The sequence below is a fragment of the Gordonia sp. 852002-51296_SCH5728562-b genome, from assembly GCF_001665475.1.
GTDB classification, from domain to species: domain Bacteria; phylum Actinomycetota; class Actinomycetes; order Mycobacteriales; family Mycobacteriaceae; genus Gordonia; species Gordonia sputi.
The window spans coordinates 22310-48178 of the sequence record NZ_LZMI01000004.1 but is presented as its reverse complement, the minus strand read 5'-3'; the positions used below and the strand labels follow the sequence as shown (position 1 = coordinate 48178).

Here is a 25869-nt window from a genome sequence, read left to right as displayed (position 1 = left end):
GCCAGATCAGAGAGCGGTGCTCTTGCACTTCCTCGGCGAAGAGCGCATGCTCAATGGAGAGCGGTGCTCTCGGTTCGGGCAAGGTTTTCACTCGCAATGCCTTCCCATGCACTGCTTCACATACAACGTCGAGGAGTAACCGTCATGCAATCAACGCAACACCACGTCACGCCCGGCCGCTCGGACCGCGTCTTCAATTCCGTCGTTCGCTGGCTCGCCGACCGTGGGGTCAACCTCGCCGGTGCACAGACGCTGACCGTCGTCGGACGAAAGTCTGGTGCACCACAGAGCATTCCGGTGAATCCCATCGCGCTCGACGGTCGCGAGTACCTCGTGGCGGTACGCGGCAACACCCAGTGGGTGCGCAATGCCCGAGCCGCGCGGACCGCGCACCTGCGTCGTGGTCGCAACGATCGAAGGGTCACGCTCAGCGAGGTCGATGTCGCCCACCGCGGTCCGATCATCCGCGCGTACCTGAAGCGATGGGGATGGGAGGTCGGCCGATTCCTACCCGACGGCATGACCACCGACCCATCCGACGACGAACTGCACACACACGCGGCGTCGATCCCGGTTTTCGCCGTCGGCAGGGCGACCACCGGGTAAGTCCCTGACGTGACGTGAATCGGCCTGCCTAGTCTTGATGTGTGTCAGCAGTGTCCGGTTCGTCCTCAGACGGGGAACGCAGCACCCGGTGGGTGATGCATCTGGACATGGATGCCTTCTTCGCCTCGGTGGAGCAGTTGACGAGACCGACCCTCGCGGGACGCCCGGTACTCGTCGGTGGCACCGGGGGCCGCGGTGTCGTCGCGGGCGCCAGCTACGCCGCACGTCGATTCGGTGCGCATTCGGCGATGCCGATGCATCAGGCACGACGCCTCGTCGGAGCGTCGGCGGTGGTACTGCCACCGCGCGGCTCGGTGTACCGCGTGGTGAGCAGCAAGATCTTCGGGATCGTGCGTGACGCGGTGCCGGTCATCGAGATGCTGTCCTTCGACGAGGCTTTCGGCGAACCCGTCGATCTCGTCGGTGCCTCCGCCGCCGACGCCGAGGCGTTCGCGCAAGAGATCCGTAGGCGCATCTTCGACGGCGTCGGGTTGGCGGCTTCCGTCGGTGTCGGCAGCGGTAAGCAGATCGCGAAGATCGCCTCGGGAATGGCCAAACCCGATGGGGTCATGGTCATTCCGCCGAGCAGAGAACTCGACTTCCTCCACGCACTGCCGGTACGCAAACTCTGGGGAATCGGGCCCGTCTCCGGAGAACGGTTGGCGCGCCTGGGTATTGACACGATCGGCGACCTTGCCGCGATGTCCGACCTCGAAGTAGCGTCGGTGCTCGGCTCCAGCGTCGGACCAGCACTGCATCTGCTCGCGCGTGGACACGACGACCGGCCCGTCACCGAGCGCGCAGCGGCCAAACAGATCAGCGCCGAATCGACCTTCGCGCGCGACATCGTCGACCTCGCAGGCCTGCGACCCGCAATCGACAAGTCGGCGGCCGACGCGCACCGTCGACTGCTTTCCGACGGACGCGGTGCGCGCACCGTCGTGCTGAAACTCAAGCGTTCGGATATGTCGATCCTGACCCGATCGTCGACGCTGCCCGCCGCGACGACCGATCTCGACACCCTCACATCGATGGCCCGACGACTCGCTCTGGACCCACAGACCGTCGGCCCGATACGCCTTGTCGGAGTGGGCTTCTCAGGTCTGTCGACCGTCGAGCAGTACGCACTCTTCGGCGACGCCGATATTGCACCAATCGCCGACATCGCACGGATGCCCCCAGATCTCGACGCCCCAGATCTCGAAGCAGTGGTGTCCGTCGACACGGCTGCACCCTCGGACGGATTCGAAACCACCCACTCTGCCGTCTCCGACAGCGGTGCCGAATCGGCCCTCTCCGACAGCGGGAGCTGGGCGACGACAGGCGTCGACGTGGTGCATCCCGAGTTCGGGCACGGCTGGGTGCAGGGGAGCGGACACGGTGTGGTGACCGTGCGATTCGAAACGCGGGCAACAGGACCCGGCGTCGCGCGCACGTTCGCAGCCGACGATGGCGCGTTGCGACGCGGCGACCCGCTCGACAGTCTCGCGTGGCCCGATGTACCGCGCTGAGCCCTCAGGCCACGACGATCAGGTGGCGGGCTCGGAACGGCGGAAGAAGTCGGCGACGTCGTCGGCGTCATGTCCCGTCGACAGCAGCGCGATCAGTGCCATGCGCGCCTGTGGCGCACGCAACCACCGGGACACCACGGCGCCTGCGCGTTCGAGGTCGACGGCTCCGCCACCGCCGCCATAGGTCGCGACCACCGGGCCGTACGGCACACGGGTCGTGACGACGACGGCGACCCCCGCGCGTCGCGCGGCGACAACCTCGGCGGTGATGTCGGGATGCGTGTTGCCCGAACCCGTTGCCGCGAGCACGATTCCCGACGCACGCTGTGCGACGGCCGCGGCGATGATTCCCGCGGCGACGCCGGGGTACAACGCGTAGGTGTCCACGCGGGCGAGACGTTCGGGCATCGGGTCGCCGACCAGGGGGCGCGGCAGTGCGTCGTGCACGGTGTCGAAGGCCTCGGTCGCGGTGGTCGACACTTTGAACGCTCCCCGAACGGGCAGCACGCGTCCGCCCAATGCCAGCACTACGCCGCGGCCACGGCTAGCCGGATCGGCCGCCACCTCGATGGCCGCAGCGATGTTCGCGGGTCCGTCGGCGTCGGGGGCGTCGGCGGGGTATTGCGCCCCGGTGAACACGACGGGCCGGGGATCGTCGGAGACGAGGTCGGCCAAGAACGCTGTCTCCTCCATCGTGTCGGTGCCGTGGGTGACGACGACCCCGGTCACGTCACCGTCGTCGAGTGCGGCCTTGACCGCGCGCACCACCTGCGCCTGTTGGGTCACCGTGATCGCCGAACTGTCGACCGACATGAGGTCGACGGACTCGATGAGTGGAGTGAGAGCGTCGGGCGTCGGCGCGTCGGCGAGGAGTTCGGACGCGGTCAGCACCGGAATCGCCCCGTCCGCGCTCTGGCGAGCAGCTACCGTTCCGCCCGTGGTGATGAGCGCGATTCGGGGTTGCGTCATGCCAGACAGCGTCCCCGGAACCGATGTCGGACGTCAACCGTTGCACTCGTCGGCACTGCTCGTGCGACACCGTAATGCTCACCGACGATCGTTGTCACGCACGATCTCGGCGGGTACGTGTCGTTGGGTGGAGTCGATGTGTTTGGCATAGTGGTGTGAGTTTGTGGCCACGGGGGTGGACGCGGTGACCGGAGTGACGGTCGCTGTGAACCGCGGACGACCGCGCCCGTCACCGCCGAACACGATCATCGCCGACGTTGAAATGTGAGGAAGATCCTTGAAGTTCCCTAAATTCGTAGGTGCCGCCGTCATGACCGTGGCAGTTGCCACGTCCCTCGCGGCATGCAGCAGCAGCGACGATTCCGACGACGTCCCCACGGTCGCTGCGACGACCAGTGCTGCCGCGACGTCCGAGGCCGCCGCGTCGGGTGCCGACGCCGGGGTCACCAACCCCAACGTCCGCCCGAGTGTCGCCACGCTGAACGCGATGTTGAACAAGGCGCTCGACCCCAATGTGCCCAACTCGGAGAAGACCGATCTCGTGCAGGGTTCCGAGAAGGATCCCCAGCTCTTCGACAAGCTGGTCAAGGCGCGTGAGGACAACAAGGACGTCACCTACCAGATCTTCCCGCCCGTGATCCCGGCCGGCCCGAACAAGGCAACCGTGAAGGTTCAGGTGAAGCTCCCCGACAACCCGCCGACCAAGCTCGACGCCCAGATCGTGTACGACGGCGGACGGTGGAAGCTCGCCAGCGACTCGGTGTGCCCGATCCTGTCCGGCAACAACATCAAGAGCGCCATGTGCACCAAGTGACTCAAGTGCACGCCTGAGCGCGCATGCACCACAACGAGAGCCCCTGTCCCGCGCGGGACAGGGGCTCTCGTGTGTGTGAGGGAGCTCTCTACTTCCAGGAGTAGGAGAAGCCGATCTTCTGGAGCAGTGGATTGGCAGGGTCGGCTCCGACAAGTTCACGCGCACCCGTGTACGTGCCCGAGCCGCTGATCGGCAGACCGCGCGTCACGTCGGAGACAAGGGTTCCCGAACCGGTGTAGGAGTAGCGGGAGATGGTCAGCGTGGTGTCGGAGCCGGGAATCGCATACACCGAGTTGACCGGTGATTCTTCGGTGGTGAAGTCGATGGTCACGCGGTTGCCGTCCCACGCCTTGAGTGTCGCGGTGATCGTCTGGGTCAGCGTTGTGGCGGCCGTGATGGTCCGCTCGGTTCGCCACGTCGCACCCACCCCGATCGGCTCGGTGGGCAGAGGAATCGAGTTCTGGAACGCCTGAACCAGCGACTGCTCGATGGCACTTCTCGCCTCCGAACCCGAATCCTTCGTCGGGATCAGTCGCAGCGAGACCGGAGCGGCGCCCGGTCCGAGCGCCACACCCGCCTTCGCGTCCTTGGTCGCCTTCAGTTGGTCGTTCAACGTCGGGTCGGGCGAGGTCGACGCGCCCAGTGTCATCTCGAGATCGGTGTTGTCGGTGCAATGGAACGACGCGGTGATCGGGATGTCGACGGTCTGCTCGGTCGTGCCGTCGGCCGCTGTGACAGACGACGTCGTCGACAACGTCGAATGTTGTGGCGTTGCGCGGTTCGGGGCGCTGCCGACCACGCGGTGTGGCTGGTTTCCGGTGGATGTGACAGTGACCGCCGCGGGTGGGATCGGGATCAGGTTGGCGTCGCGTTGCCCGGAGGTCGAGGTGGTCGTGCAGCCCGCTTGGGCTCCGGACGGCTGCCCCGATCCGGCATCCGACTCCGAGTCGCTGCCGCATCCCGACACGAGGAGCACACTCGCCAGTGCCGCTGCGGTCGATCCGAGCGTGACCCGGCGGCGAACCGAGCGGCGTCGAGGGGGTGGTTCATGGACAGTTCGACGGGTCGGATCGGACACGCCAGTCAGCGTATTGCACGTGTCAGGGATGATGGTGGGGTGGATGACCGACCCGACCAGACGCACGACCTCTCCGACGACCGGGAAACCAGCGAGAACGACCGCAGTGGGATGCTGCGCAGCTCGACCTCGGTGCTGGTATTGCTCGCGGGCATCGCGTTGGCGGTGATCGCGCTCGACGTGATCACCAAGTCGCTGGTCGTCGCGCTACTCGACCCGGAGCGCCCGGTGCACATCATCGGTGATGCCGTCACGCTGCGGCTCGTGCGCAACAGCGGCGCGGCATTCTCGATGGCGTCCGGCTACACCTGGGTATTGACGCTGATCGCCCTCGCGGTCGTGGTGGTCATCTTCCGGTTCAGCCGCAAACTCCGCTCGGGGTGGTGGGTCCTCGGTCTCGGGCTGGTCCTCGGCGGTGCCATCGGCAACCTGATCGATCGGATCTTCCGTGACCCCGCACCGCTGCGCGGACACGTCGTCGACTTCATCTCGGTCGGCTGGTGGCCCGTGTTCAACGTCGCCGACTCGGCGGTTGTGTGCGGTGCCGTGCTACTCGTCGTGCTGTCGCTGCTCGGATACGACTACGACGGCTCGCGGTCGGGCTTTGCCGCTCGGCGCGCCGCGAAAGTCGAGGCCGAGAATGCGTGAATCGCGTTCCATGCCGGTTCCCGACGGGATCGCGGGCATGCGCCTCGATGCCGGGGTGTCCCGCATCCTCGGCCTCTCGCGAACCGTCGTGGCCACTCTCGCCGATGCGGGTGATGTGACCGTTGACGGCATCGCGGTCGGCAAGTCGCACAAGCTCGCAGCGGGTAGTTGGCTCGATGTATTGCTTCCCGAGCCGGACGAGCCGTTGCGGGTCGAGCCGACGCCGGTCGAAGACCTCTCGGTGATCTATCACGACTCCGACATCATCGTCGTCGACAAGCCCGTTGGCGTCGCGGCCCATCCGTCGCTGGGATGGAGCGGACCCACCGTCGTGGGCGCGTTGGACGCCGCGGGATTCCGGATCTCGACCTCGGGCGCGGCTGAACGGCAGGGCATCGTGTCGCGTCTCGACGTGGGCACGTCGGGGTTGATGGTGGTCGCGGCGTCGGAGCACGGATACACGTTGCTCAAACGCGCGTTCCGCGACCGTGAGGTCGAGAAGGGCTATCACGCGCTGGTGCAGGGCCATCTCGATCCGCCGACCGGAACCATCGACGCGGCGATCGGCCGTCATCGGGGAGCCGACTGGAAATTCGCGGTGACCGCGAACGGCAAGCCGAGCATCACCCACTACGACACGCTGGAGATGTTCGCCGCGGCGTCGCTGCTCGACATCCACCTCGAAACGGGACGGACGCACCAGATTCGCGTGCACTTTTCTGCGCTGCACCACCCATGCTGCGGTGACCTGACCTACGGAGCCGATCCGGTGTTGGCCGCGCGACTCGGGCTCGAGCGCCAGTGGCTGCACGCTCGTTCGCTCGGGTTCGCCCATCCTGCCGACGGACGTTGGGTGGAGTTCGTCAGTCCCTATCCGGCCGACCTGCAACACGCTCTGGACGTCCTGCGCGACACGTGAGTGCACGCCCGCGCCGACACGCCGCGGGCGACACTCCGGGGATCCTCGCCTCATCTGTCACAGCCTGGCGCGGCATGTTCGTGAGTGTCAGAGGGGAGTCCTACAGTGGTTGAGGTCGATCAGTGGTCGGGATCGATCAACGCGCACACAGCAACACACTGAGCATCACGCACAGCAACACACGTACTCAGCAACACGCACATTCAGTGACGTCCTGTCCGGGACGTTCCTTCGAGGTGAGAGGCATCCGTGGCCGGTTCGTTTGTCCACCTGCACAACCACACCGAGTACTCGATGCTCGACGGTGCAGCAAAGGTGTCGCCCCTGTTCGCGGAGGCCAAACGCCTGGGCATGACCGCGATCGGCATGACCGACCACGGCAACATGTTCGGTGCAAGTGAGTTCTACAACACCGCGATCAAGAACGAGATCAAGCCGATCATCGGCATCGAGGCCTACATCGCACCGGAGTCGCGGTTCGACACCAAACGCATCCAGTGGGGTACGCGCGACCAGAAGGGCGACGACGTCTCGGGTTCGGGCGCCTATACCCACATGACGATGGTCGCCGAGAACGCGACCGGTCTGCGTAACCTGTTCAAGCTGTCGTCACTGGCGTCCATCGAGGGCCAACTCGGCAAGTGGGCCCGCATGGACGCCGACCTCATCGCCGAACACGCCGAGGGCATCATCGCGACCACGGGGTGTCCGTCCGGCGAGGTCCAGACCCGTCTGCGTCTCGGTCATGACCGCGAAGCTCTCGAAGCGGCCGCCAAATGGCAGGAGATCTTCGGTAAGGAGAACTTCTATCTCGAGTTGATGGAGCACGGACTCGAGATCGAGCGCCGTGTGCGTGACGGCCTGCTCGACATCGGCCGCAAGCTCGGCATCAAGCCGATCGTCACCAACGACTGCCACTACGTCACGAAAGACCATGCCGCGAGCCACGAGGCGCTGCTGTGTGTGCAGACCGGTAAGACGCTGACCGACCCGACACGATTCAAGTTCGACGGCGACGGCTACTACCTGAAGTCCGCCGACGAGATGCGCGCCCAGTGGGATTCGGTCGTCCCCGACGCCTGCGACAACACCCTCGAGATCGGCGACCGGGTGCAGTCCTACACCGACGTCTTCACCCACCGCGACCGCATGCCGATCTTCCCCGTTCCCGACGGCGAATCGCAGCAGACGTGGCTGCGCAAGGAAGTGGCCAACGGTCTCGCCGAGCGTCGTTTCCCCGGCGTCGAGGTACCAGAGGAATATCTGCGTCGCGCCAACTACGAGCTCGACGTCATCATCCAGATGGGTTTCCCCGCCTACTTTCTCGTGGTCGGCGACCTCATCCGGCACGCCCACGAGGTGGGTATCCGCGTCGGCCCAGGCCGTGGTTCCGCGGCGGGCTCGCTGGTCGCGTGGGCGCTCGGTATCACCAACATCGACCCGATCCCGCACGGACTGCTGTTCGAGCGATTCCTCAACCCCGAGCGTGTGTCGATGCCCGATATCGACATCGACTTCGACGACCGTCGACGCGGCGAGATGGTTCGCTACGCCACCGACCGGTGGGGCAGCGACAAGGTCGCCCAGGTCATCACCTTCGGCACCATCAAGACCAAGGCCGCGATCAAAGACTCCGCGCGAGTTCAGTTCGGCCAGCCCGGCTTTGCCATTGCCGACAAGATCACCAAGGCGTTGCCGCCGCCGATCATGGCCAAGGACATCCCGGTCTGGGGTATCACGAACCCCGAACATGAGAGGTTCGGCGAGGCCACGGAGGTCCGCACTCTCATCGAGACCGATCCCGACGTCAAGAAGATCTACGACACCGCGATCGGACTCGAAGGCCTGATCCGTAACGCGGGCGTCCACGCGTGCGCGGTGATCATGTCCTCCGAACCACTCACCGACGCGATCCCGGTGTGGAAGCGCGCACAGGACGGCGCGATCATCACCGGCTGGGACTACCCGTCGTGTGAAGCCATCGGTCTGTTGAAGATGGACTTCCTCGGTCTGCGCAACCTGACCGTCATCGGCGACGCGCTCGAGAACATCAAGCTCAACCGAGGCATCGATCTCGACCTCGACACCCTGCCGCTCGAAGACACCAAGACCTACGAGCTGCTGGCCAAGGGCGACACCCTCGGTGTGTTCCAGCTCGACGGCGCGGCGATGCGCGAACTGCTGAAGATGATGCAACCCACCGGCTTCGAAGACATCGTCGCCGTGCTCGCGCTGTATCGCCCCGGACCGATGGGCGTGAACGCGCATACCGATTACGCCAAGCGTAAAAACGGGCTGCAGCAGATCAAGCCGATCCATCCCGAACTCGAAGAGCCGCTCAAGGAAATCCTCGCCGAGACCTACGGTCTGATCGTCTACCAAGAGCAGATCATGCAGATCGCTCAGAAGGTCGCGGGCTATTCGCTCGGTCAAGCAGACCTGCTGCGCCGCGCGATGGGCAAGAAGAAGAAGGAGATCCTCGACGAGGCCTATGACGGCTTCGCAGAGGGGATGCGCAACAACGGCTTCTCCCAGGCTGCCATCACCGCCCTGTGGGACACGGTGTTGCCCTTCGCCGGCTATGCGTTCAACAAGTCGCACGCGGCGGGCTATGGTCTGGTCTCCTTCTGGACCGCCTACCTCAAGGCGAACTACCCGGCCGAATACATGGCCGGCCTGCTCACCTCCGTCGGCGACGACAAAGACAAGGCGGCCATCTATCTCGCCGACTGCCGGAAGCTGGGCATCACTGTGCTCCCTCCGGACGTCAACGAGTCGCAGCACAACTTCGCCGCAGTCGGAACGGACATCCGCTTCGGTCTCGCCGCGATTCGCAACGTGGGTTCGGGCGTCGTGTCGTCGATCCTCGCCGCCCGCGACGAGAAGGGGAAGTTCACCAGTTTCTCCGACTACCTCAACAAGATCGATGTCACGGCGTGCAACAAGAAGGTCACCGAGTCGCTGGTGAAGGCGGGCGCATTCGATTCGCTCGACCATCCGCGCAAGGGTCTGTTCCTGATCCATGTCGAGGCGGTCGAGTCGGTCATCGGCACCAAGAAAGCCGAAGCGATCGGACAGTTCGACCTCTTCGGCGACGCGGGGGGTGGAGCCGACGACACCATGGCCGAGGTGTTCGCGGTCAAGGTGCCCGACCAGGAATGGGATTCCAAGCACAAGCTCGCACTCGAACGAGAGATGTTGGGGCTCTACGTGTCCGGGCATCCGCTCAGCGGCGTCGAACACGCGATCGCGGCGCAGACCGACACCTCGATCACGCAGTTGCTCGAGGGCAACATCTCCGACGGTGCACAGATCACCATCGGCGGCATCATCTCGTCGGTGACCCGCAGGGTGAACAAGAAGGGCGAGCCGTGGGCGGCCGTCACACTCGAGGACATGGTCGGTGGTGTCGAGGTCTACTTCTTCCCGCGCGCTTTCCAGACCTACGGGATGGACATCGTCGCCGACAACATCGTGTTGGTGAAGGCGCGCGTCAACATGCGCGACGACTCGATGATGATCAGCGCCAACGACCTCGCCGTTCCCGATCTCAACGCCGCGGGGGCCACCAAACCGGTCGCGCTGACACTTGCGGCTCGCGCCTGCACGCCCGATCGCGTGCAAGCGCTCAAGCAGGTACTCACCCGACATCCGGGCCCGGCCGACGTGCACGTGACGCTGGTCAGTGATGAGCGGTCGACCGTGCTGAAGTTGACCGAGTCGTTGCGCGTCACGCCCAGTTCGGCCCTGATGGGCGATCTCAAGGCGCTACTCGGGCCGACCTGCCTGGGCTGACCGACACGGGTACGCTCCAGCAATGCCCGGCCACATCATCGTGCACGGCGATGACGCCCTCACCGAGCGCATCACCGAAGAACTACGGCTCGCAGGAGCGACCATCGTGGTGCTGCACGATCCGGCAGAACTGCCGGACGTCGGCGTCGAAACCGCCGCGGCCGTCGTCTGCGCCGGTTCCGACGACGCGCTCAACCTCGAGATCGCCCTTCTGACACGCCAACTCAGCGCCGAGGTGCGCGTCGTGACCAACCTGTCGAGCGGCGTCCTACGCGACGCTGTCGCCCTCGGCAACGGTCCGGGCGCGGTGCTCGACGTCGCCGAGCTCGCGGGTCCGTCGGTGGTCGAGGCGTGTCTCGGCCGCACCACGCACCCGATTCCGGTGGCGGGCAACGACTTCCTCGTCGCGGGTGACTACGCGTCCCGCGACGCCACGTTGCGCGAACTCTACGGCGACCTCGCTCCCGTCGCCGTGCTTCGCGGTGAGAACAGCCCTGACGAGGGGGAGGTCGTTCCCTCGCCCGGGCGCGATCTCGCTGTGACAGCGGGCGACTGGGTCGCGATGATCGGCACCGCCGACGAGTTGGCGCACCAGAACATCGCAGTCAAGGAAGGTCCCGAGCGTGTGCATCGTAGAAGCGGCCGCCCGGTTCTGTTGCGTCTTCTCGGTGGCCTTCGGGGATTTCGAGACGACGTGAACCCCAACCTGTTCCGTGCGCTCGGCGTCTCGCTGGCCCTGCTGCTGGGGGCCACGGTCCTGCTGCGGTTCACCTACCACCGGCCGGGGATGAGCTTCGTCGACGCGCTCTACTTCTCCACCGAGACCATCGCGACCGTCGGCTACGGCGACTTCAGCTTCGTCGGTCAGCCCACGTGGCTGCGACTCTTCTCGATAGCGCTCATGTTCGCAGGAATCACCACGACGGCGATCCTGATGGCCTTCGTTGCCGACCTGCTCCTGTCGCGCCGTATCGGGACATCGGCCGGACGCCGACGCGCGAGCCAGATGTCGGGCCACGTGATCGTGGTCGGTCTCGGCTCATTCGGAATCCGTGTCGCCACCGACCTCGTCGCGCTCGGTTATCCGGTTGCGGTGGTCGAGCGCAATGACGACAACCGCTACCTCGCTGCGGCAGCAGAACTCGACATTCCGGTCGTCTTCGGTGATGCGACGCTCCGCAGCACGTTGAACGACGCCGGACTCGCGCGGGCGCGGGCCGTCGCCGTGCTGACACACGATGACATGGTGAACATCGAGAGCGGCATCGTGCTGCGCGAACTGCTCGGCGCACGGTGGTCCCGCGGCGCCGACGGCCGACCTGGGGTGCCGGTCGTCATGCGCGTCTACGACCACTCGCTCGGTAAGGCCGTCGCGCATCGCTTCGGATTCCAGAACGTCCGATCGACGGTCGAACTGGCGGCGCCGTGGTTCATCGGGGCTGCGCTGGGGCTCCAGGTGATCTCGACCTTCTCCGTCGGACAGCGCTCGTTCATGGTCGGTGGTTTGTTCATCCGCGCCGGGAGTCCCCTTGACGGCATGACCATGGCCGACCTGCCGACGCGCACACGGATCATCGCCATCGTGCGGGGCACCGACACCATCGTGCATCCCCGCCGCGACGATCGCCTCGCCGCAGACGACACCGCGTACCTCGTCGGTCCCTACCACGAGCTCTTCGACACCCTGCGTGACGGGCGCTGACGCGAGCTGACCAGCAATGATCGGTTGGTCACTCCGAAAGGTTTCGGGTCACCGAATATTTTCTCGCGGGTATGTCTATACTCGACGCAAAGCCCACCCGAACGGGTAGACGAACAGCCAGCCGAATCGTTGCGAGGTATCCGATGACAGTTCTGCTCGAGTCCAACGGAGCTCACCGCGGTCGCGCAACCGGCGCCGGCCACACGATCGACATCGCCGGAGTGAGCTGGCCGGTGCACAAGCTGTACTCAGCCGTGGCAGCCGCTGCGGTCGCGCTGGTCGCACTCGTCGTGACCCGGTCGCCCGAGATCGCCGCATGGTCGTCGGCCGCGGCAGGTGTCGCGGTGTGGATCGTCGCCGCCAGCCTCACGCGCGAGTCGGCTCAGCGGCCGGGGAACGCGGCGACCGACCCGGCTGAGTAACCACTCGGGATCTCATAGATCCGACCGTCGAAGCCCGCCCGGTACAGGTGCCCGGCCGAGAAGCCACTCGCGGAACGACCGTACGACACCACGCTCGACAGCGGCAGTCCGCTCGCGAGGACGCAATAGCGTCCCGGTGAGGTGATTCGCACGATCTGACCACCCGCGTTGAACGGAACCACCGGACGGTCGGCGGCGTCGAGTGTCAATCCGTCGGGTGCGGCGAGCGCGTCGGCGCCACCGAGCGTCAACAGACTCTGCACGACACGCGGATTGCCCGTCGAGATCCGGCTGACGCCCGGATTGCTGAATGTGCGCGACACGTACAGGAAGCTGTCGTCGCGGTTGAGTACCGCTCCGTTGGCGCTCGGGATCGAAGCCCAGTTGGCCTGGACGGCCCCGTTCGGAGTGATACGTCCGACCAAATTGCCGAAGTCGTTGGTGGCGTACACATTTCCGCGCGCCGACACATCCATTCCGTCGGCTGCGGAGAGGCCGCCGACCCACGGGCGCAGGGCGAGGTTGTTGACGTCGAGCCGAGCAATCGCGCCGGGACGGATCGCATCGCCCAGGAAGACGCGTGGGTCCGACCCGTAGCCGACGAGGAGCGTGCCGTCCGGGGTCCACGCGAGTGCCCCTGCGCCACCGGAGGGAACCTTGGCGATCGGCACGGCACCGGCGCCGGGTCGATCGAGTCGGAACACCCGGCCGCTGACCAGGTCGGTGGTGTAGAGCCGTCCGCGCGAATCGACAGTCAGCCCTTCCAACGCTGCTCCGGGAACAGTTCCGACGAGCCGCGCCGGTGCTGCGCCACCCGGACACGGCGCCGCGGCATTCGCGGGACCGGTGCCGGTGACGGCGGTGACGATCACCGTCGCGCACGCTGCTGCGCAGGCGGTGGCAAGAGCTGTGGTCCGCCGAAGAGTTCCAGTCCGAAGGGCTGCCATGGGAACGCGGTGTCGGAGCATGCCGACCTCCTGCTTGTCGTCCGCCGCGATGCGGTGAGTGTGTCGCCACTGGGCTGGACGACGGCGTGTCGACGACGACGCGGCGAAATGGGTGGACGTCACCGATGCTACGTCGGTCGGGTCGCCCGACGAGGGATTTCGTGAGGTGAGACCATAAGAGCGTGAGTACGCAACACCTCGGAATCGACAATTCGCAGCCCACGACGTCGGATCAGCAGCTCTCCGCCGACGCGATCGAAGCGGCTGTCGCGCGAATTTCGCCCGCGGTCACGCGCACCCCGCTCGAGGCCGTCCCACGAATCTCGGAGGCGTACGGCGCGCGGATTCATGTCAAGCGCGAAGACCTGCAAACCGTTCGGTCCTACAAGATCCGCGGCGCGTACAACACCATGTCGCTGCTGTCCGACGACGAGCTCGCGCCCGGCGTCGTCGCGGCCAGTGCAGGCAACCACGCACAGGGTGTCGCCTACGCCTGCCGCACGATGAAGGTGCCCGGCCGCATCTACGTCCCGACTACTACCCCAAAGCAGAAGCGCGACCGTATCCGTTGGCACGGAGGCGAATTCGTCGAACTCATCGCGGTCGGCGACACCTACGACGCTGCCGCGGCGGCCGCGCAGGACGATGTGATCCGGACCGGCGCCGCATGGATTCACGCATTCGACGACCCGCGCACCGCGGCCGGTCAGGGCACCAGCGCGGTGGAGATCGTCGAGCAGCTCGGCAGGGTTCCCGACGTCGTCGTCCTTCCGGTCGGCGGGGGCGGCTGCCTGGCGGGTATCGCCACCTACCTGCGGGCGAAATCCGACGACGTCGCGATCATCGGTGTCGAACCATACGGTGCGGCATCGCTGTCGGCGGCGCTGGCGGCAGGAGGGCCGGTCACGCTCGACGAGATCGACCCGTTCGTCGACGGCGCGGCGGTCAAGCGGATCGGCGCACTCGGTCACCACGCACTCGCCTCGATGGGCGCGACCGTCGCCGATCATCCCGAGGTGCGCCGACTGGTCGCACGCCAGGGCGGAACGTCGCACGTGCCGGTGCTGTCCGTCGACGATCCGCTGGTCGTGACGCCGGGCACCACCCACATCACCCACGTCGACGAGGGCGCGATCTGTTCGACGATGCTCGACCTCTATCAGAACGAGGGAATCATCGCCGAGCCCGCGGGCGCACTGGCCGTCACCGGGCTGTCGAGACTGTCGCTGCCCGCCGACGCCGACGTCGTCTGCCTGATCTCCGGCGGCAACAACGACGTGTCGCGGTACAACGAGATCATCGAACGGTCTCTCGTCCACAAGGGGCTCAAGCACTACTTCCTCGTCGACTTCCCGCAGGAACCGGGTGCGCTGCGCAGGTTCCTCGACGAAGTCCTCGGACCCGACGACGACATCACGGTGTTCGAGTACGTCAAGCGCAACAATCGTGAGACGGGTGCGGCGCTCGTCGGCATCGAGCTCGGTTCACCGGAGGGGCTCGGCGACCTCATGGAGCGGATGTCGCACTCCCGACTCAACTGCGAGCGACTCGAGCCGGGCTCGTCGGCGTACAACTATCTGACCTGACCGCCGTTTCTGACCTTACCGGCCGGGTTCTGGTCCTACGTCAGCGAACTCTGGTGCCGACGATGACGTTGTGGCCCCCGCTGTGCAGGCCGTCGTCGCTGATGTCGACGTCGGCCCAGGTCAGTGCCGGTTCGAGCGGGATCGGCACGGTGGTTGGCTCTGCGCCGATCACCGCGACGACGGTCTGGTCGCCACGATGCATCGCGAACCAGCCGGCCTGCTCGTCGTACTCGACGTCTATAGAGGCAAAGGAGTTGTCGGCGAACGCGTTTCGTGTTTTCCGGAGTTCGATGAGTGCACGGTAGAACTCGAGTACCCGCGCGTGGATTCCGGTGTCGGGTTCGCTCCAATCGAGCTTCGAGTCGGCAAATGTCTGCGGTGATTGTGGATCGGGGATCTCGGCGCTGTCCCAACCGTGCTCGGCGAACTCGGCCTTGCGTCCCTCGGCGGTTGCGCGGCCGAGCTCGGGCTCGGGGTGCGAGGTGAAGAACTGGAACGGGGTGCTCGCCGCCCACTCCTCACCCATGAACAGCATGGGCGTGAAGGGGGAGAGGAGCACCAACGCGGCCTTGATGGCGAGCTGCCCGGGATCGAGATAAGCCGACGGGCGGTCGCCGATGGCGCGGTTGCCGATCTGGTCGTGGTTGCAGGTGTAGGCGAGTAGTGCCGTTGCCGGGATCTCGTCGGTCGGTATCGGCCTGCCGTGATGTCGTCGCCGAAACGACGAGTAGGTGCCATCGTGAAAGAAGCCGCCGCGCAACACCTTTGCCAGGGCCTGATAGCTGCCGAAGTCGGCGTAGTAGCCCTGCCGTTCGCCGGACACCAGGCTGTGGATGGCGTGGTGGATGTCGTCGTCCCACTGCGCCGTCAGACCGTATCCGCCGCGATCACGCGGTGTGATCAGACGCGGGTCGTTGAGGTCGCTTTCGGCGATCAGCGACAGCGACCTGCCGAGTTCGGCTGCGAGGGAGTCGGTTTCGAGAGCGAGCTCCTCGAGGATGTGTAGCGCGCGGTGGTCGTTGAGGGCGTGCACGGCGTCGAGTCGCAGGGCGTCGATGTGGAAGTCGCGGAACCAGCGAAGCGCATTTTCGACGATGTAGTCGCGGACAGTGTCCGAGTCGGGGCCCGCGAGGTTGGGTCCTGCGCCCCACGACGTCGCCCCGTCGCTCAGATACGGCCCGAAGTCGGGTAGATAGTTTCCCGACGGGCCCAGATGGTTGTAGACGACGTCGAGAACGACCCCGAGTCCCCGTGCGTGGCATGCGTCGACGAACCGCGCGAGCGCGTCCGGCCCTCCGTAGGACTCCTGGACCGCGTACCAGTCGACGCCGTCGTATCCCCATCCGACGTCGCCGTTGAACGCATTGACCGGCATGAGTTCGACGAAGTCGACGCCGAGGTCGACGAGGTGGTCGAGTTTGTCGATGGCGGCGTCGAGTGTCCCGGTGGGAGTGAAGGTACCGACGTGAAGCTCGTAGATGATCGCGCCGAGAATCGACCGTCCGCGCCATCCGTCGTCGGTCCAGATCGATTCGTCGACGACGTGCAACGCCGACATGTCGTGCACACCGTCCGGCTGGCGGACAGACCTGGGGTCCGGACGCACGGGAGCGTCGCCGTCTGTGTCGTCGGACAAGAGTCGGAAGCCGTAGCGACGGCCTGTATCCGACTCCGACGGCGCGCCGGAATCGGAACCGTCCTGAGTGTTGACCCGCCACCAGCCCGGAGCGTCGGGCACTCGCGTCATCGGACTGCCGTCGGTGTCCGGCGAGTCGGTCACGAGAACGACAGCATTCGCGGCCGGGGCCCACACCTCGATGTCGCCAATGAAGCGGGGAGGGGTGAACCGTCTCGACGGCGCGCTTGTGTGCACGTCTTCCTCCGACCTCGAGGCTCCTGTCGCCGGGATGTCTGCGTCGACAGGGCCGAGCAGTTCGGGGTTGGTCTGCATGGCCCCAACGGTAGATCCGCTGGCGGCCGGGCGCCGACTCGCCACCATGTGACCCATCGCACATGACGTCAGCGCGGCGATGTATATTACCGCGCAGTTAGATAAGTGAACTCTGGCGAACGACCGCTTGTTGGCATAGCGCCAACAGTGGCATGATTGCCGGCAGCGTGCGGCACCGCACAACATGGGCAGGGGTGGTTGTCATCGAGAGTCGGGCATGAGTGAAACCGCGGAGCGCGAGAGTGCGGCGCCAGAACGTGGCGTGACCATCCGGTCTCGCCACAACGGCGCTGCGGTGTGGTTTCGCGAGCATGTCGTGGCGTCGTTCGACACGTTCGGGCGGCAACTCGGTCTGTTCGTCGAGGTGTTCCGAACCCTGTTCGTCGATATCGCCAAGCGACGGTTTCCGTTCGCGGAGTTCATCCGTCAGTGCGCGTTCATGGCCAGCACGTCCGTGTTGCCGACCCTGCTCGTCGCCATCCCGATCGGCGTGATCGTGTCGATCCAGGTCAGCAACATCGCAGGTCAGATCGGAGCGACGTCGTTCTCTGGTGCGGCAACCGGTCTCGGTGTGATTCGACAGGGTGCACCGCTGGTGACGTCACTGTTGCTCGCGGGCGCCGTCGGCTCGGCCATCGCCGCCGACCTCGGCTCGCGGACGATCCGCGACGAGATCGATGCGATGAGGGTGATGGGTGTCAATCCGATCGAACGACTCATCTCGCCGAGACTCCTCGCGACGATGGTTGTGAGTTTTCTGCTGTGTGGCTTTGTGTGCTTCGTCGGCTTCATCACCGGCTACGTGTTCAACGTGTACTTCCAGGGCGGCACGCCCGGTAGCTACACCGGGACCTTCGCATCGTTCGCCTCTGTCTCCGACCTCTCGTTCGCGCTCACCAAATCGGTCATCTTCGGGGCGATCGTGGCGATCGTCGCCTGCGACCGCGGGTTGTCGACCAAGGGTGGGCCTGCGGGCGTGGCGAATTCGGTCAATGCCGCCGTCGTCAACTCGGTGCTTCTCCTGTTCACGGTGAACGTCATTCTCACGCAGATGTTTGCTCTCCTCGTCCCGACAAAGGTGGTGTGAGGTGACCGCATCACGGTATGTGCCACCGGTTCTACGTCCGCTCGGCGCGGGCAAGGTAGTCGTCACCGCACCGCGCGACGCACTCGCCAGGATGGGGCATCTCGTCACGTTCCTCGTGCGGTCGATCGGTGCTGTGCCGCTCACCTTCACCCACTACCGCAAAGAGGTGTGGCGCCTGCTCTCCGACGTCGCATGGGGCAACGGGGCGATCGTGGTCGGCGGTGGAACCGTCGGCGTGATGCTCATCCTCGGTGTCATGGGTGGGGCGACTGTGGGTATCGAGGGCTACACCGCGCTGAATCTGCTCGGCATGGCACCGGTGACCGGTGGACTCTCGGCCTTCGCGACCACCCGCGAGATCGGACCACTACTCGCAGCGACCGCGTTCACGGCACAGTCGGGATGCCGATTCACCGCGCAGTTGGGATCGATGCGGATCAGCGAGGAGATCGACGCACTCGAATCGATCGCGATCCGACCGATGCCGTATCTCGTGACCACGCGCATGCTCGCGGCCGTGATCGCGATCGTGCCCCTCTACTCGGTGTCGTTGGCCGCGAACTACATCGCCTGCCAAGTCATGTTCCAGCTCCAGAGCGGCAAAGGGGCAGGTGACTACCTTTCGTATTTCGACTCGTTCATCCGCTCTCAGGACGTGCTCTTCTCGTTCATCAAGGTGATCATCTTCGTGCTGCTGACCACCTTCATCCAGTGCTACTACGGATATTTCGCGTCGGGCGGACCCGAGGGGGTCGGCGTCGCAGCGGGCCACGCGATCCGACTCGCGATCATCGTCATCGTCTTCGCGAACCTCATCATGACGCTCGTCTTCTGGGGCATGTCGTCCGGCGTTCGGATATCGGGATGAGGGGGGACCGATGAACATCGCCACCGACGGACGCAACCCGTCGCTGCGCCAGTACGTTCTGCGCGGACTGATCTTCGTGGTTGTTCTCGCCATCATGTTCGTCGTCCTGTTCATGCGTTATCAGGGTGCGTTCGACTCGGTCGTCGGCGTGCACGCCGAGATGGAAGACATCGGCGACGGGCTCGTCGACAGCGCGGATGTCCGGTACAACGGCCTGATCGTCGGCGAGGTCAAGACCATGCAGCTCTCCACCGAGACGGGGGCGGGCGGCAAACAGATCAAGGTTGTCGACATCGACCTCGATCCCTCTCAGGCCGAGGGCATTCCGGCAAATGTGACGGCGCGGACGGTGCCGTCGAATCTGTTCGGCGTGAACTCGGTGGAGTTCGTCGCCCCCGAACAGCCGGCACCAGAACATCTTTCCGACGGCGCCAACATTCCCGCAGACCGGTCACTTCCGACCATCAAGCTGCAAGACGCGCAGAACGATCTGCGTACACTGCTGACAGCTGTCCCGCCCGAGCAACTCGCGTCTGTGCTCGGCACCATCGCGGATGCGCTGCACGGTGGTGGCGCAGTGTTCGGGATGTTCTCCGGCGAACTCAAGACATACTTCGAATCCCTCAACGCGCAGTTCCCGGCGGGTGCACCGTCGGGTTTCGACAACTTCAACGATTCGGTACTCGGACTGGCGAAGTCGGCGCCCGAACTACTGAACACATTGGGCCGCAGCGTCATCCCAGCTATGACCGTCGCATCACATCAACGTGACATCACCGCGCTCCTCACCGCGGCGTCGACCACGCTGGATCAGGCGCAGACCCTGTTCGCGCGCAACGGCGACGTGGCCAAGCGATTGGTTCCCGATCTCGACACGATGATCGGCGCAGTGACACTCGAGCCGAACTCGCTTCCGCAGGCGCTCACCGCTCTCAACCAACTGGCCGCCAAGGCGGTCACGGTGTTCACCGGACTCAACGGCCACGTCCAGGTCAACGTCGGCCTCAGTTTCGGTGCGCTGCAACAGTACTCGCGCGCGAACTGCCCGGTCTACAACGGCGGGCCGTACGGCCAGGCGCGCGGTCCGGGATGTATCGGACCGGGAACAGGTACCGGTCCCACCAGTTCGGGGCCGCTGCGCGTTGCGCCGGCCTCCAACCAGCAGGGATCGCGCCAGCAGGGATCGGGCCAGCCATCCAACGACGGCGACCGGTCGTCGGCGGGCGCGGTCACCACCGGCGCAGACAATCAGACACTGACAACGGCACTCGATCGCGCACCGCGTGCGGCCGACACGCTGATGCTCGGCCCACTCGTGCAGTCCGTGTCGCTCGAACAAGAACACGACGGCAACGGCACGGGGGGAGGACGATGAGCGCGGTCGAGGGGTCGATCCGAAAGCCGTTGATAGGCTTCACCATCTTCGCGGTGGTCGCGTTGTTGCTGACGTACATCATCTATTCGACGCTCGAGCGTTCCGTGTCGGGTCCTACGCGCGACTTCTCGGCGTACTTCAACGACGCGTCGGGCCTGCTCTCGGGCGACGACGTGCGGATGGCAGGTGTTCGCGTCGGACGTGTGCAGTCGATCGACCTCGACCACGGCCGCGCCAAGGTGACGTTCGAGGTGCAACAGGACCAGCCGGTGTTCACCACCACGCAGGCGGCGATCCGGTACCAGAACCTCGTCGGGCAGCGCTACCTCGCGCTCTCGCGCAAGGACGCGGCATCCGAGGCGCCGTTGTCTCCAGGTTCGACGTTGCAGCAGCCCTCCCAGGATTCGTTCGACGTCACCAAGTTGTTGGCGGGCTTCCAGCCGGTGTTCGACACGCTGCAGCCCGAGCAGGTCAACGCGTTGTCGAACGGGTTGATCCAAGCGTTCCAGGGCGACACCGTGTCGTTGAACACCACTGTTGCGCAGATCAGCAAACTCGCCTCCGACATGGCCAACCGCGACGTCGTGATCGGAGCGATCATCGACAACCTCAGCGGCGTGATGCGCGACCTCTCGGTGCAGAAGAGTCAGCTCACCGGGGTCGTGACCAGCGTCGCGTCGCTCATCGAGAAACTCAACGCGAACTCGGCCGCGCTGGGGAAGTCCGTCGACCAGGTCGGGAAAACCGCAGCAGGATTCGCAGATGTGCTCGGTCGGTCGCGTACAGATCTGGCGGCGGCCGCGAACAACACCAGGTATGCGACGAACGGGCTGATCTCGGCGGGCGCGTCACTCGACCAGACCGTGGTCGATCTGCCGAAGTTCCTCGCGCTCCTACCGAAAGCGATGCAGGAGGGGGCGTATCTGAACGTGTACGCATGTGATCTCGACATCTCGATAGGCAATGTTCTGCTGCCTCCGGGAATCCTCAACAAAGTCGGCGGCACCAAGCACTCCCCGGTGTGCCAATGAGCGGGCGCATGCGCAGGAGCTTCAGCAGGCACCGTCGTACCTGGTACGGCGTCATCGGTGCCGCCGTGATCGTGGCGCTCATCCTGCTCGTCACCGGGATCGGGCAGGCGCACATCGGGAAGAAGTCGTACTCAGCCGATTTCGCCCAGGCCGGGGGTATCCGGCCGGGCGACAAAGTGCGCGTTGCGGGAATCGACGTCGGTGAGGTTGCCGACACCTCGCTCGAGCGGGATCACGTCAAGATCACCATGAAGGTCGATCGCGATGTGAACGTCACCTCCAATGGGTCCGCTGAAATCAAGATGTCGACGCTGCTCGGACAGCGCTACATCGATGTGTCGCTGGGGGATTCGTCGCAACCCGCGCCCGATGGTCGGATCGCCAAGACCGCGGTGCCCTACGACCTGCAGAAGACTCTCGAAGTGGGCACGCCGGTGATCGCCGGTGTCGACGTCAAAGCGTTGGCGCAGAGCATCACGACGCTCAACGCGCAGCTCTCGGATGCGCCTGCGCTTGCCCGACCGACGATCGATTCGGTCGTCGAGATGTCGAAGATCATCACCAACCGCAAAGACCAGATCACCCAACTCCTCGCCGACACGAACACGGTGACCTCGGTGGTGAACGACACCCAGACGCAATTGGCGGTCATCGTCGGTCAGGGTGGACAACTCGCTCAGAAGATCGTCGCGCGTGAGGCATTGGTGACCAAACTCCTCGATGGTGTTGCGGCGCTGGCTGATCAGACGCGAGCCGTCGCCGCCGAGAACGGCAACAGCTTCGCGCCGATCCTGGCGAACCTCAACACCATCAGCCAGGGCCTGCAGAAGAACCAGGAGAATCTGCGCAAGCTCCTGCAGATCCTTCCGGTCACCTCACGCATGCTGAACAACATCATGGCCGACGGACCACACTCCACCGGATATCTCCCGTGGGGCCTTTTCCCCGACAACTGGCTGTGTACCGCACGTGTGGTGGACGGGTGCTGAGCATGGGAATGAGTCGACACGTGATCACGAATCCGCACTGGCGTAGGCCGACGATCATCGTCGCGCTGACCGTCCTGGTCGTCGCATTGCTCTCGGGGTGCTCGCTGGTCCCGGCGAGTTGGAAGGTGGCCGTCGGCTCACAGATCAAGGTGACCGCCTATTTCCCGAACGTCGCCGGTCTGTACAAGGACAACGACGTCGCGGTCCTCGGAATGCCGGTCGGGCAAGTCACTTCTGTTGAGCAACAAGGCAATCGCGTCAAGGTCACCTTCACCATCGACAAGAACGTCCCGGTTCCGGTCGACGCGACCCCCGCGATCGTGAACACCTCGATCGTCACCACCCGCCACATCGAGTTGACGCCGACCTATTCCGGCGGACCGAAACTGACAGACGGTGCCGTCCTCAAGAACGAGGGTCGGAGTCCGGTGGCCGTCGGAGATCTGTTCGACGCCGTCGATCGACTGGTGTCGTCGCTGAGTACCGACAAGGATGGCGAGGGGCCGATCGCCGATCTGGTGGACATCACGTCGGGCACGACGTCGGGAAACGGCGAGCGTATCCGTGAGGCAATCAACCAACTCGGCTCTGCGACAGACGTGTTCGCGGGCAACGGCGACCAGCTCACGCAGATCATCAAGAACACACAAAAGCTGACCGGTGCGCTGACCGCGAACTACCCGAAGATGAAGCAGTTCTCGTCGTCGATCAGTCAGGTGTCCTCGATGCTGGGTCAACAAGCTCCGGGACTGACGGCGACACTCGACGATCTCAATCAGACGCTGCTCAACACGTCGCAGTTCCTCGGCAACAACTCGACGACCATCAGCGACTCGACGGGCAGACTGAGCGCGCTGGTGCGCAATCTGAGCGACTACTCGCGTCAGGTGGTCGAGACGATCGACGTCGCGCCGCTGCTGTTCCAGAACCTGGCCAACACCGTATCGCCGGAGCAACGCGCGTGGCGCTTGCAGGTGCTCCTTGACAAGTCGCTGATCGACGGTGAGGCGCTCAACCAATTCTGCCAGTCGATCAACCTGCAGAAGAACGGCTGCCGAACCGGTCAGCTCAAGGATTTCGGGCCAGACCTCGGCGTGTTCTCGAGTCTGCTGGAGATGAGCAAATGAGGCAGTACACGATTACGCTGGGCAGGCCGCGATCGCCCATCTCGCGCGCCGCGATCGCGGAACATCTGCGGCCGATGCGTCGGATAGTTCGGACGCAGATGGGTCTGACGCAGTCGGGTCGGACGCAGTCGGGTCGGACGCACGGAATGCGCCGACGCGGCGACGCGCGTCGAGGTGTCCCGGCGATCCTCACGCTGATCGTCGCGGCGACCGTCGGACTGTGCGGCTGCAGCGCGATGCCCGGCCTCACCGTCGAACAGCTCCCGCTACCTGCTCCCGGTGGGATCGGCGACGGCAAGACGCTCATCGCGCACTTCGACAACGCATTGAACCTGCCGACCCGCGCGAAGGTGAAACTCAACGGCACCGACGTAGGTGAGGTCAGCGACATCGCGGTGCGCGACTACACCGCGATCGTGCAGATGAAGGTCGCAGGCGACGCGCAGATCCCCGCGGGTACCGGGGCACAACTGCGACAGGCGACGCCCCTCGGTGATGTCTTCGTCGCTCTCATGCCTCCGGCGAACGCATCGGGTCCCTCGGTTGCCGACGGCACGGTGCTCACCGGCCCGACGTCGGCTGCGGCGACCGTCGAGGACATCCTCGTCTCCGCGGCCGCAGTGGTCGACGGGGGATCGCTGGGGTCGTTGCAGCAGATCGTCACCGAGCTGAGCGCTGCCGTGGCGGGCGGACCGAGCAGCCCCGGCAATCTGCAGGGCGCCATCAAGGAATTCACCACCGCGATCAGCAGACTGAACGCCAACTCCGCCGAGGTCGACCGTTCGTTCCGCAACACCTCCGTACTGACCGCGGATCTCGCCGCGGGTCGACCGCAGATCATGGCGGCCATCAACAAGCTCGGCCCGGCGATCGACACCATCGACGACCAGATGAACCTGATCTTGTCGACGCTCGACAAGACGAACAGCGTCACCGACGCGGCGAATGACTTCCTCGGCAGCAATTCGGACAGCTTCGTCTCGCTGGTCGGGAGTTTGCGAACCCTGACCGCCGAATTGCGCGACATACCACCGATTCTCGGGCCGGTGTCGCGCAATCTGGGTGAGCTGACGCCGAAGTTCGCCAAGACGATTCGAGGCAACTCTGTTGCGAGTTCAGCAAAGTTGTACTGGCTCACAACGGGATTCGGGTTCGATTCGGCCAGCAGACTGCCCGAACTGCAAGACCTCCAGGCTGGTGGGCAGTCGCTCGAGCAGACGCTGACCCGGGTTCTTGCGCAACTGAGCGGCACGAAGGGATGCTGCGGATGATCACCTGGTTGCGAAAGCACTCGAGTCTGCTCGGCAACATCGGGCTCGTCGTCGTCATGCTGGTCGGCCTCGCCTACATCGGGTTCGGTGCGCTGAGTTGGCGCCCCTGGCAGGGCTCCTACCACCTCACGGTCAACTTCCCGATTTCCGGTGGACTACAAGACAGTTCACGTGTGACGCTCCGCGGCGTCAACATCGGAAAGGTCGAGTCGCTTCAGGTGCAACCCCAGTCGGTGCAGGCCAACCTCACCATCGACGACGACGTCAAGATCAACCGGAATTCCCTGGTATCGGCATTGGGCTTGTCGGCGGCGGGCGAGCAGTACGTCGACTTCACGCCGACGACGAGCAGCGGTCCCTATTTCACCGACGGCGACACGATCGAGGTCAATCAGACGCACGTCACCGCGCCGTTCCCGGCGTTGCTCGAGTCGTCGTTGAATGTCATCAGTCAGATAGACCCCGTGAAACTCCGTGCCACAGTGTCGAGTCTCGACACCGCGCTGACCCCGGAGGCCGGGCAGACCAATCAACTCCGAGTGTTCTTCGACGCCGCGGGCACAGTCTTCACCGACCTGCGTCGGGTGCTGCCCGAGACCACGAAACTCATCCAGCAGACCGGCACCATCCTCGCCACGACGGCCGACGTCCAGCCGGATTTCGGGACCACAACGGCGGGCGCGAGTGCTGTGATCAACTCAGCGGTCGCCGCGAACGGGGAACTCAACACCTTGCTCGGCAAGGGGCCTGCTCAGTTCACCAGCCTGAGCGGCTCCCTGAGTCAGATCCGCGATCCGTTGACCGGAGTGCTCCAGCAAGTGGCCGACATCGCGCGTCAGGGAGCACTGCGCGCTCCGGCGCTCGCAACCCTGCTGCCGTCGATCCGCGACGCGTCCTACATCAGCCAGGACATGTTCCACGACGGTGCGTGGTGGGTGATGGCGTCGATCTTCCCGCGGCCCTACTGCAACTACGCGGTCACTCCGATCCGGCCGACCAAGGTGCTCGAAACGGTGATTCCGACCAATCTGTACTGTGTCACCGAAGACAAGAACCAGCAGATCCGAGGCTCGGCCAATGCGCCACGACCTCCCGGTGACGACACCGCGGGACCGGCCCTGGGCGCCGACCCGAACGCACGGACGGTACCGCTGGGATAGGGACTGGCCTCCG

The 25869-nt window shown here is 65.1% G+C and carries 21 protein-coding genes; 17 read left to right on the top strand and 4 right to left on the bottom strand.

From position 1 onward, the window contains the following. The first annotated feature begins 144 nt into the window (after positions 1 to 144). Both A5766_RS00725 and A5766_RS00720 read left to right on the top strand, forming a co-directional pair. Positions 145 to 606 carry a nitroreductase/quinone reductase family protein gene (locus A5766_RS00725; RefSeq protein ID WP_064863583.1) on the top strand — a complete coding sequence of 154 codons (462 nt, stop codon included), beginning with the start codon at positions 145 to 147 and terminating at the stop codon, positions 604 to 606. 95 nt (positions 607 to 701) lie between these two features. Next, complete coding sequence (locus A5766_RS00720; protein WP_064903061.1) at positions 702 to 2117, top strand: DNA polymerase IV; 1416 nt, start codon at positions 702 to 704, stop codon at positions 2115 to 2117. A gap of 18 nt (positions 2118 to 2135) precedes the next feature. Here the strand turns inward: A5766_RS00720 and A5766_RS00715 are convergent, their stop codons facing one another. After that, positions 2136 to 3086: an asparaginase gene (locus A5766_RS00715; RefSeq protein ID WP_064863581.1), complete on the bottom strand. Its 951-nt coding sequence runs from the start codon at positions 3084 to 3086 to the stop codon at positions 2136 to 2138. A 277-nt stretch (positions 3087 to 3363) separates the two neighbouring features. Between A5766_RS00715 and A5766_RS00710 the strand changes: the two genes are divergently transcribed. Further along, positions 3364 to 3900 carry a hypothetical protein gene (locus tag A5766_RS00710; RefSeq protein WP_064863580.1) on the top strand — a complete coding sequence of 179 codons (537 nt, stop codon included), beginning with the start codon at positions 3364 to 3366 and terminating at the stop codon, positions 3898 to 3900. An 88-nt stretch (positions 3901 to 3988) separates the two neighbouring features. On the opposite strand, the gene A5766_RS00705 is transcribed toward A5766_RS00710, so the two are convergent. Further along, positions 3989 to 4978 (bottom strand): hypothetical protein, encoded by a 990-nt coding sequence (locus tag A5766_RS00705; RefSeq protein WP_082933726.1) that lies wholly within the window; start codon positions 4976 to 4978, stop codon positions 3989 to 3991. A gap of 39 nt (positions 4979 to 5017) precedes the next feature. Between A5766_RS00705 and lspA the strand changes: the two genes are divergently transcribed. From lspA to A5766_RS00680, 5 genes are all read left to right on the top strand, one after another. Continuing rightward, positions 5018 to 5626, top strand: coding sequence for a signal peptidase II (gene lspA / locus A5766_RS00700; protein WP_064863579.1), 609 nt, complete (start codon positions 5018 to 5020; stop codon positions 5624 to 5626). Beyond that, positions 5619 to 6545: an RluA family pseudouridine synthase gene (locus tag A5766_RS00695; RefSeq protein ID WP_064863578.1), complete on the top strand. Its 927-nt coding sequence runs from the start codon at positions 5619 to 5621 to the stop codon at positions 6543 to 6545. The genes lspA and A5766_RS00695 overlap by 8 nt, the downstream gene beginning before the upstream one ends. Before the next feature lie 249 nt (positions 6546 to 6794). Beyond that, the gene (dnaE, locus tag A5766_RS00690; RefSeq protein ID WP_082933724.1) at positions 6795 to 10340 is read left to right on the top strand and encodes a DNA polymerase III subunit alpha; all 3546 of its coding nucleotides are present in this window, start codon (positions 6795 to 6797) and stop codon (positions 10338 to 10340) included. A gap of 22 nt (positions 10341 to 10362) precedes the next feature. Beyond that, positions 10363 to 12042, top strand: coding sequence for an NAD-binding protein (locus A5766_RS00685; protein WP_064863577.1), 1680 nt, complete (start codon positions 10363 to 10365; stop codon positions 12040 to 12042). A gap of 143 nt (positions 12043 to 12185) precedes the next feature. Next, positions 12186 to 12464 (top strand): hypothetical protein, encoded by a 279-nt coding sequence (locus A5766_RS00680; protein WP_005205647.1) that lies wholly within the window; start codon positions 12186 to 12188, stop codon positions 12462 to 12464. On the opposite strand, the gene A5766_RS00675 is transcribed toward A5766_RS00680, so the two are convergent. Next, on the bottom strand, positions 12425 to 13411 hold the full coding sequence (locus A5766_RS00675) for an SMP-30/gluconolactonase/LRE family protein (RefSeq protein WP_064903082.1): 987 nt from the start codon (positions 13409 to 13411) through the stop codon (positions 12425 to 12427). The genes A5766_RS00680 and A5766_RS00675 overlap by 40 nt on opposite strands. A 182-nt stretch (positions 13412 to 13593) precedes the next feature. On the opposite strand from A5766_RS00675, the gene ilvA reads away from it, so the two are divergent. Further along, positions 13594 to 14997: a threonine ammonia-lyase IlvA gene (ilvA, locus tag A5766_RS00670; protein ID WP_156527325.1), complete on the top strand. Its 1404-nt coding sequence runs from the start codon at positions 13594 to 13596 to the stop codon at positions 14995 to 14997. A gap of 40 nt (positions 14998 to 15037) precedes the next feature. Here the strand turns inward: ilvA and treZ are convergent, their stop codons facing one another. Then, positions 15038 to 16948 carry a malto-oligosyltrehalose trehalohydrolase gene (gene treZ, locus A5766_RS00665; RefSeq protein WP_231894501.1) on the bottom strand — a complete coding sequence of 637 codons (1911 nt, stop codon included), beginning with the start codon at positions 16946 to 16948 and terminating at the stop codon, positions 15038 to 15040. A 217-nt stretch (positions 16949 to 17165) separates the two neighbouring features. On the opposite strand from treZ, the gene A5766_RS00660 reads away from it, so the two are divergent. The 8 genes from A5766_RS00660 to A5766_RS00625 all read left to right on the top strand — a co-directional run bounded on the left by A5766_RS00660 (position 17166) and on the right by A5766_RS00625 (position 25856). Continuing rightward, positions 17166 to 18035, top strand: coding sequence for an MlaE family ABC transporter permease (locus tag A5766_RS00660; protein WP_156527324.1), 870 nt, complete (start codon positions 17166 to 17168; stop codon positions 18033 to 18035). Position 18036: 1 nt separating this feature from the next. Beyond that, positions 18037 to 18903 (top strand): MlaE family ABC transporter permease, encoded by an 867-nt coding sequence (locus A5766_RS00655; RefSeq protein WP_005205655.1) that lies wholly within the window; start codon positions 18037 to 18039, stop codon positions 18901 to 18903. A 10-nt stretch (positions 18904 to 18913) separates the two neighbouring features. Further along, positions 18914 to 20278 (top strand): MlaD family protein, encoded by a 1365-nt coding sequence (locus tag A5766_RS00650; protein ID WP_005205657.1) that lies wholly within the window; start codon positions 18914 to 18916, stop codon positions 20276 to 20278. Further along, on the top strand, positions 20275 to 21309 hold the full coding sequence (locus tag A5766_RS00645) for an MCE family protein (protein ID WP_005205659.1): 1035 nt from the start codon (positions 20275 to 20277) through the stop codon (positions 21307 to 21309). The genes A5766_RS00650 and A5766_RS00645 overlap by 4 nt, the downstream gene beginning before the upstream one ends. Before the next feature lie 8 nt (positions 21310 to 21317). After that, positions 21318 to 22298 (top strand): MCE family protein, encoded by a 981-nt coding sequence (locus tag A5766_RS00640; protein WP_005205661.1) that lies wholly within the window; start codon positions 21318 to 21320, stop codon positions 22296 to 22298. An 8-nt stretch (positions 22299 to 22306) separates the two neighbouring features. Beyond that, entirely contained in the window at positions 22307 to 23425 is a 1119-nt protein-coding gene (locus A5766_RS00635) for an MCE family protein (RefSeq protein ID WP_039855507.1), read from the top strand. Between the two features lie 98 nt (positions 23426 to 23523). Continuing rightward, positions 23524 to 24696 carry an MlaD family protein gene (locus A5766_RS00630; RefSeq protein ID WP_245548700.1) on the top strand — a complete coding sequence of 391 codons (1173 nt, stop codon included), beginning with the start codon at positions 23524 to 23526 and terminating at the stop codon, positions 24694 to 24696. Next, complete coding sequence (locus tag A5766_RS00625) at positions 24684 to 25856, top strand: MlaD family protein (RefSeq protein ID WP_064903059.1); 1173 nt, start codon at positions 24684 to 24686, stop codon at positions 25854 to 25856. The genes A5766_RS00630 and A5766_RS00625 overlap by 13 nt, the downstream gene beginning before the upstream one ends. Positions 25857 to 25869 lie beyond the last annotated feature (13 nt).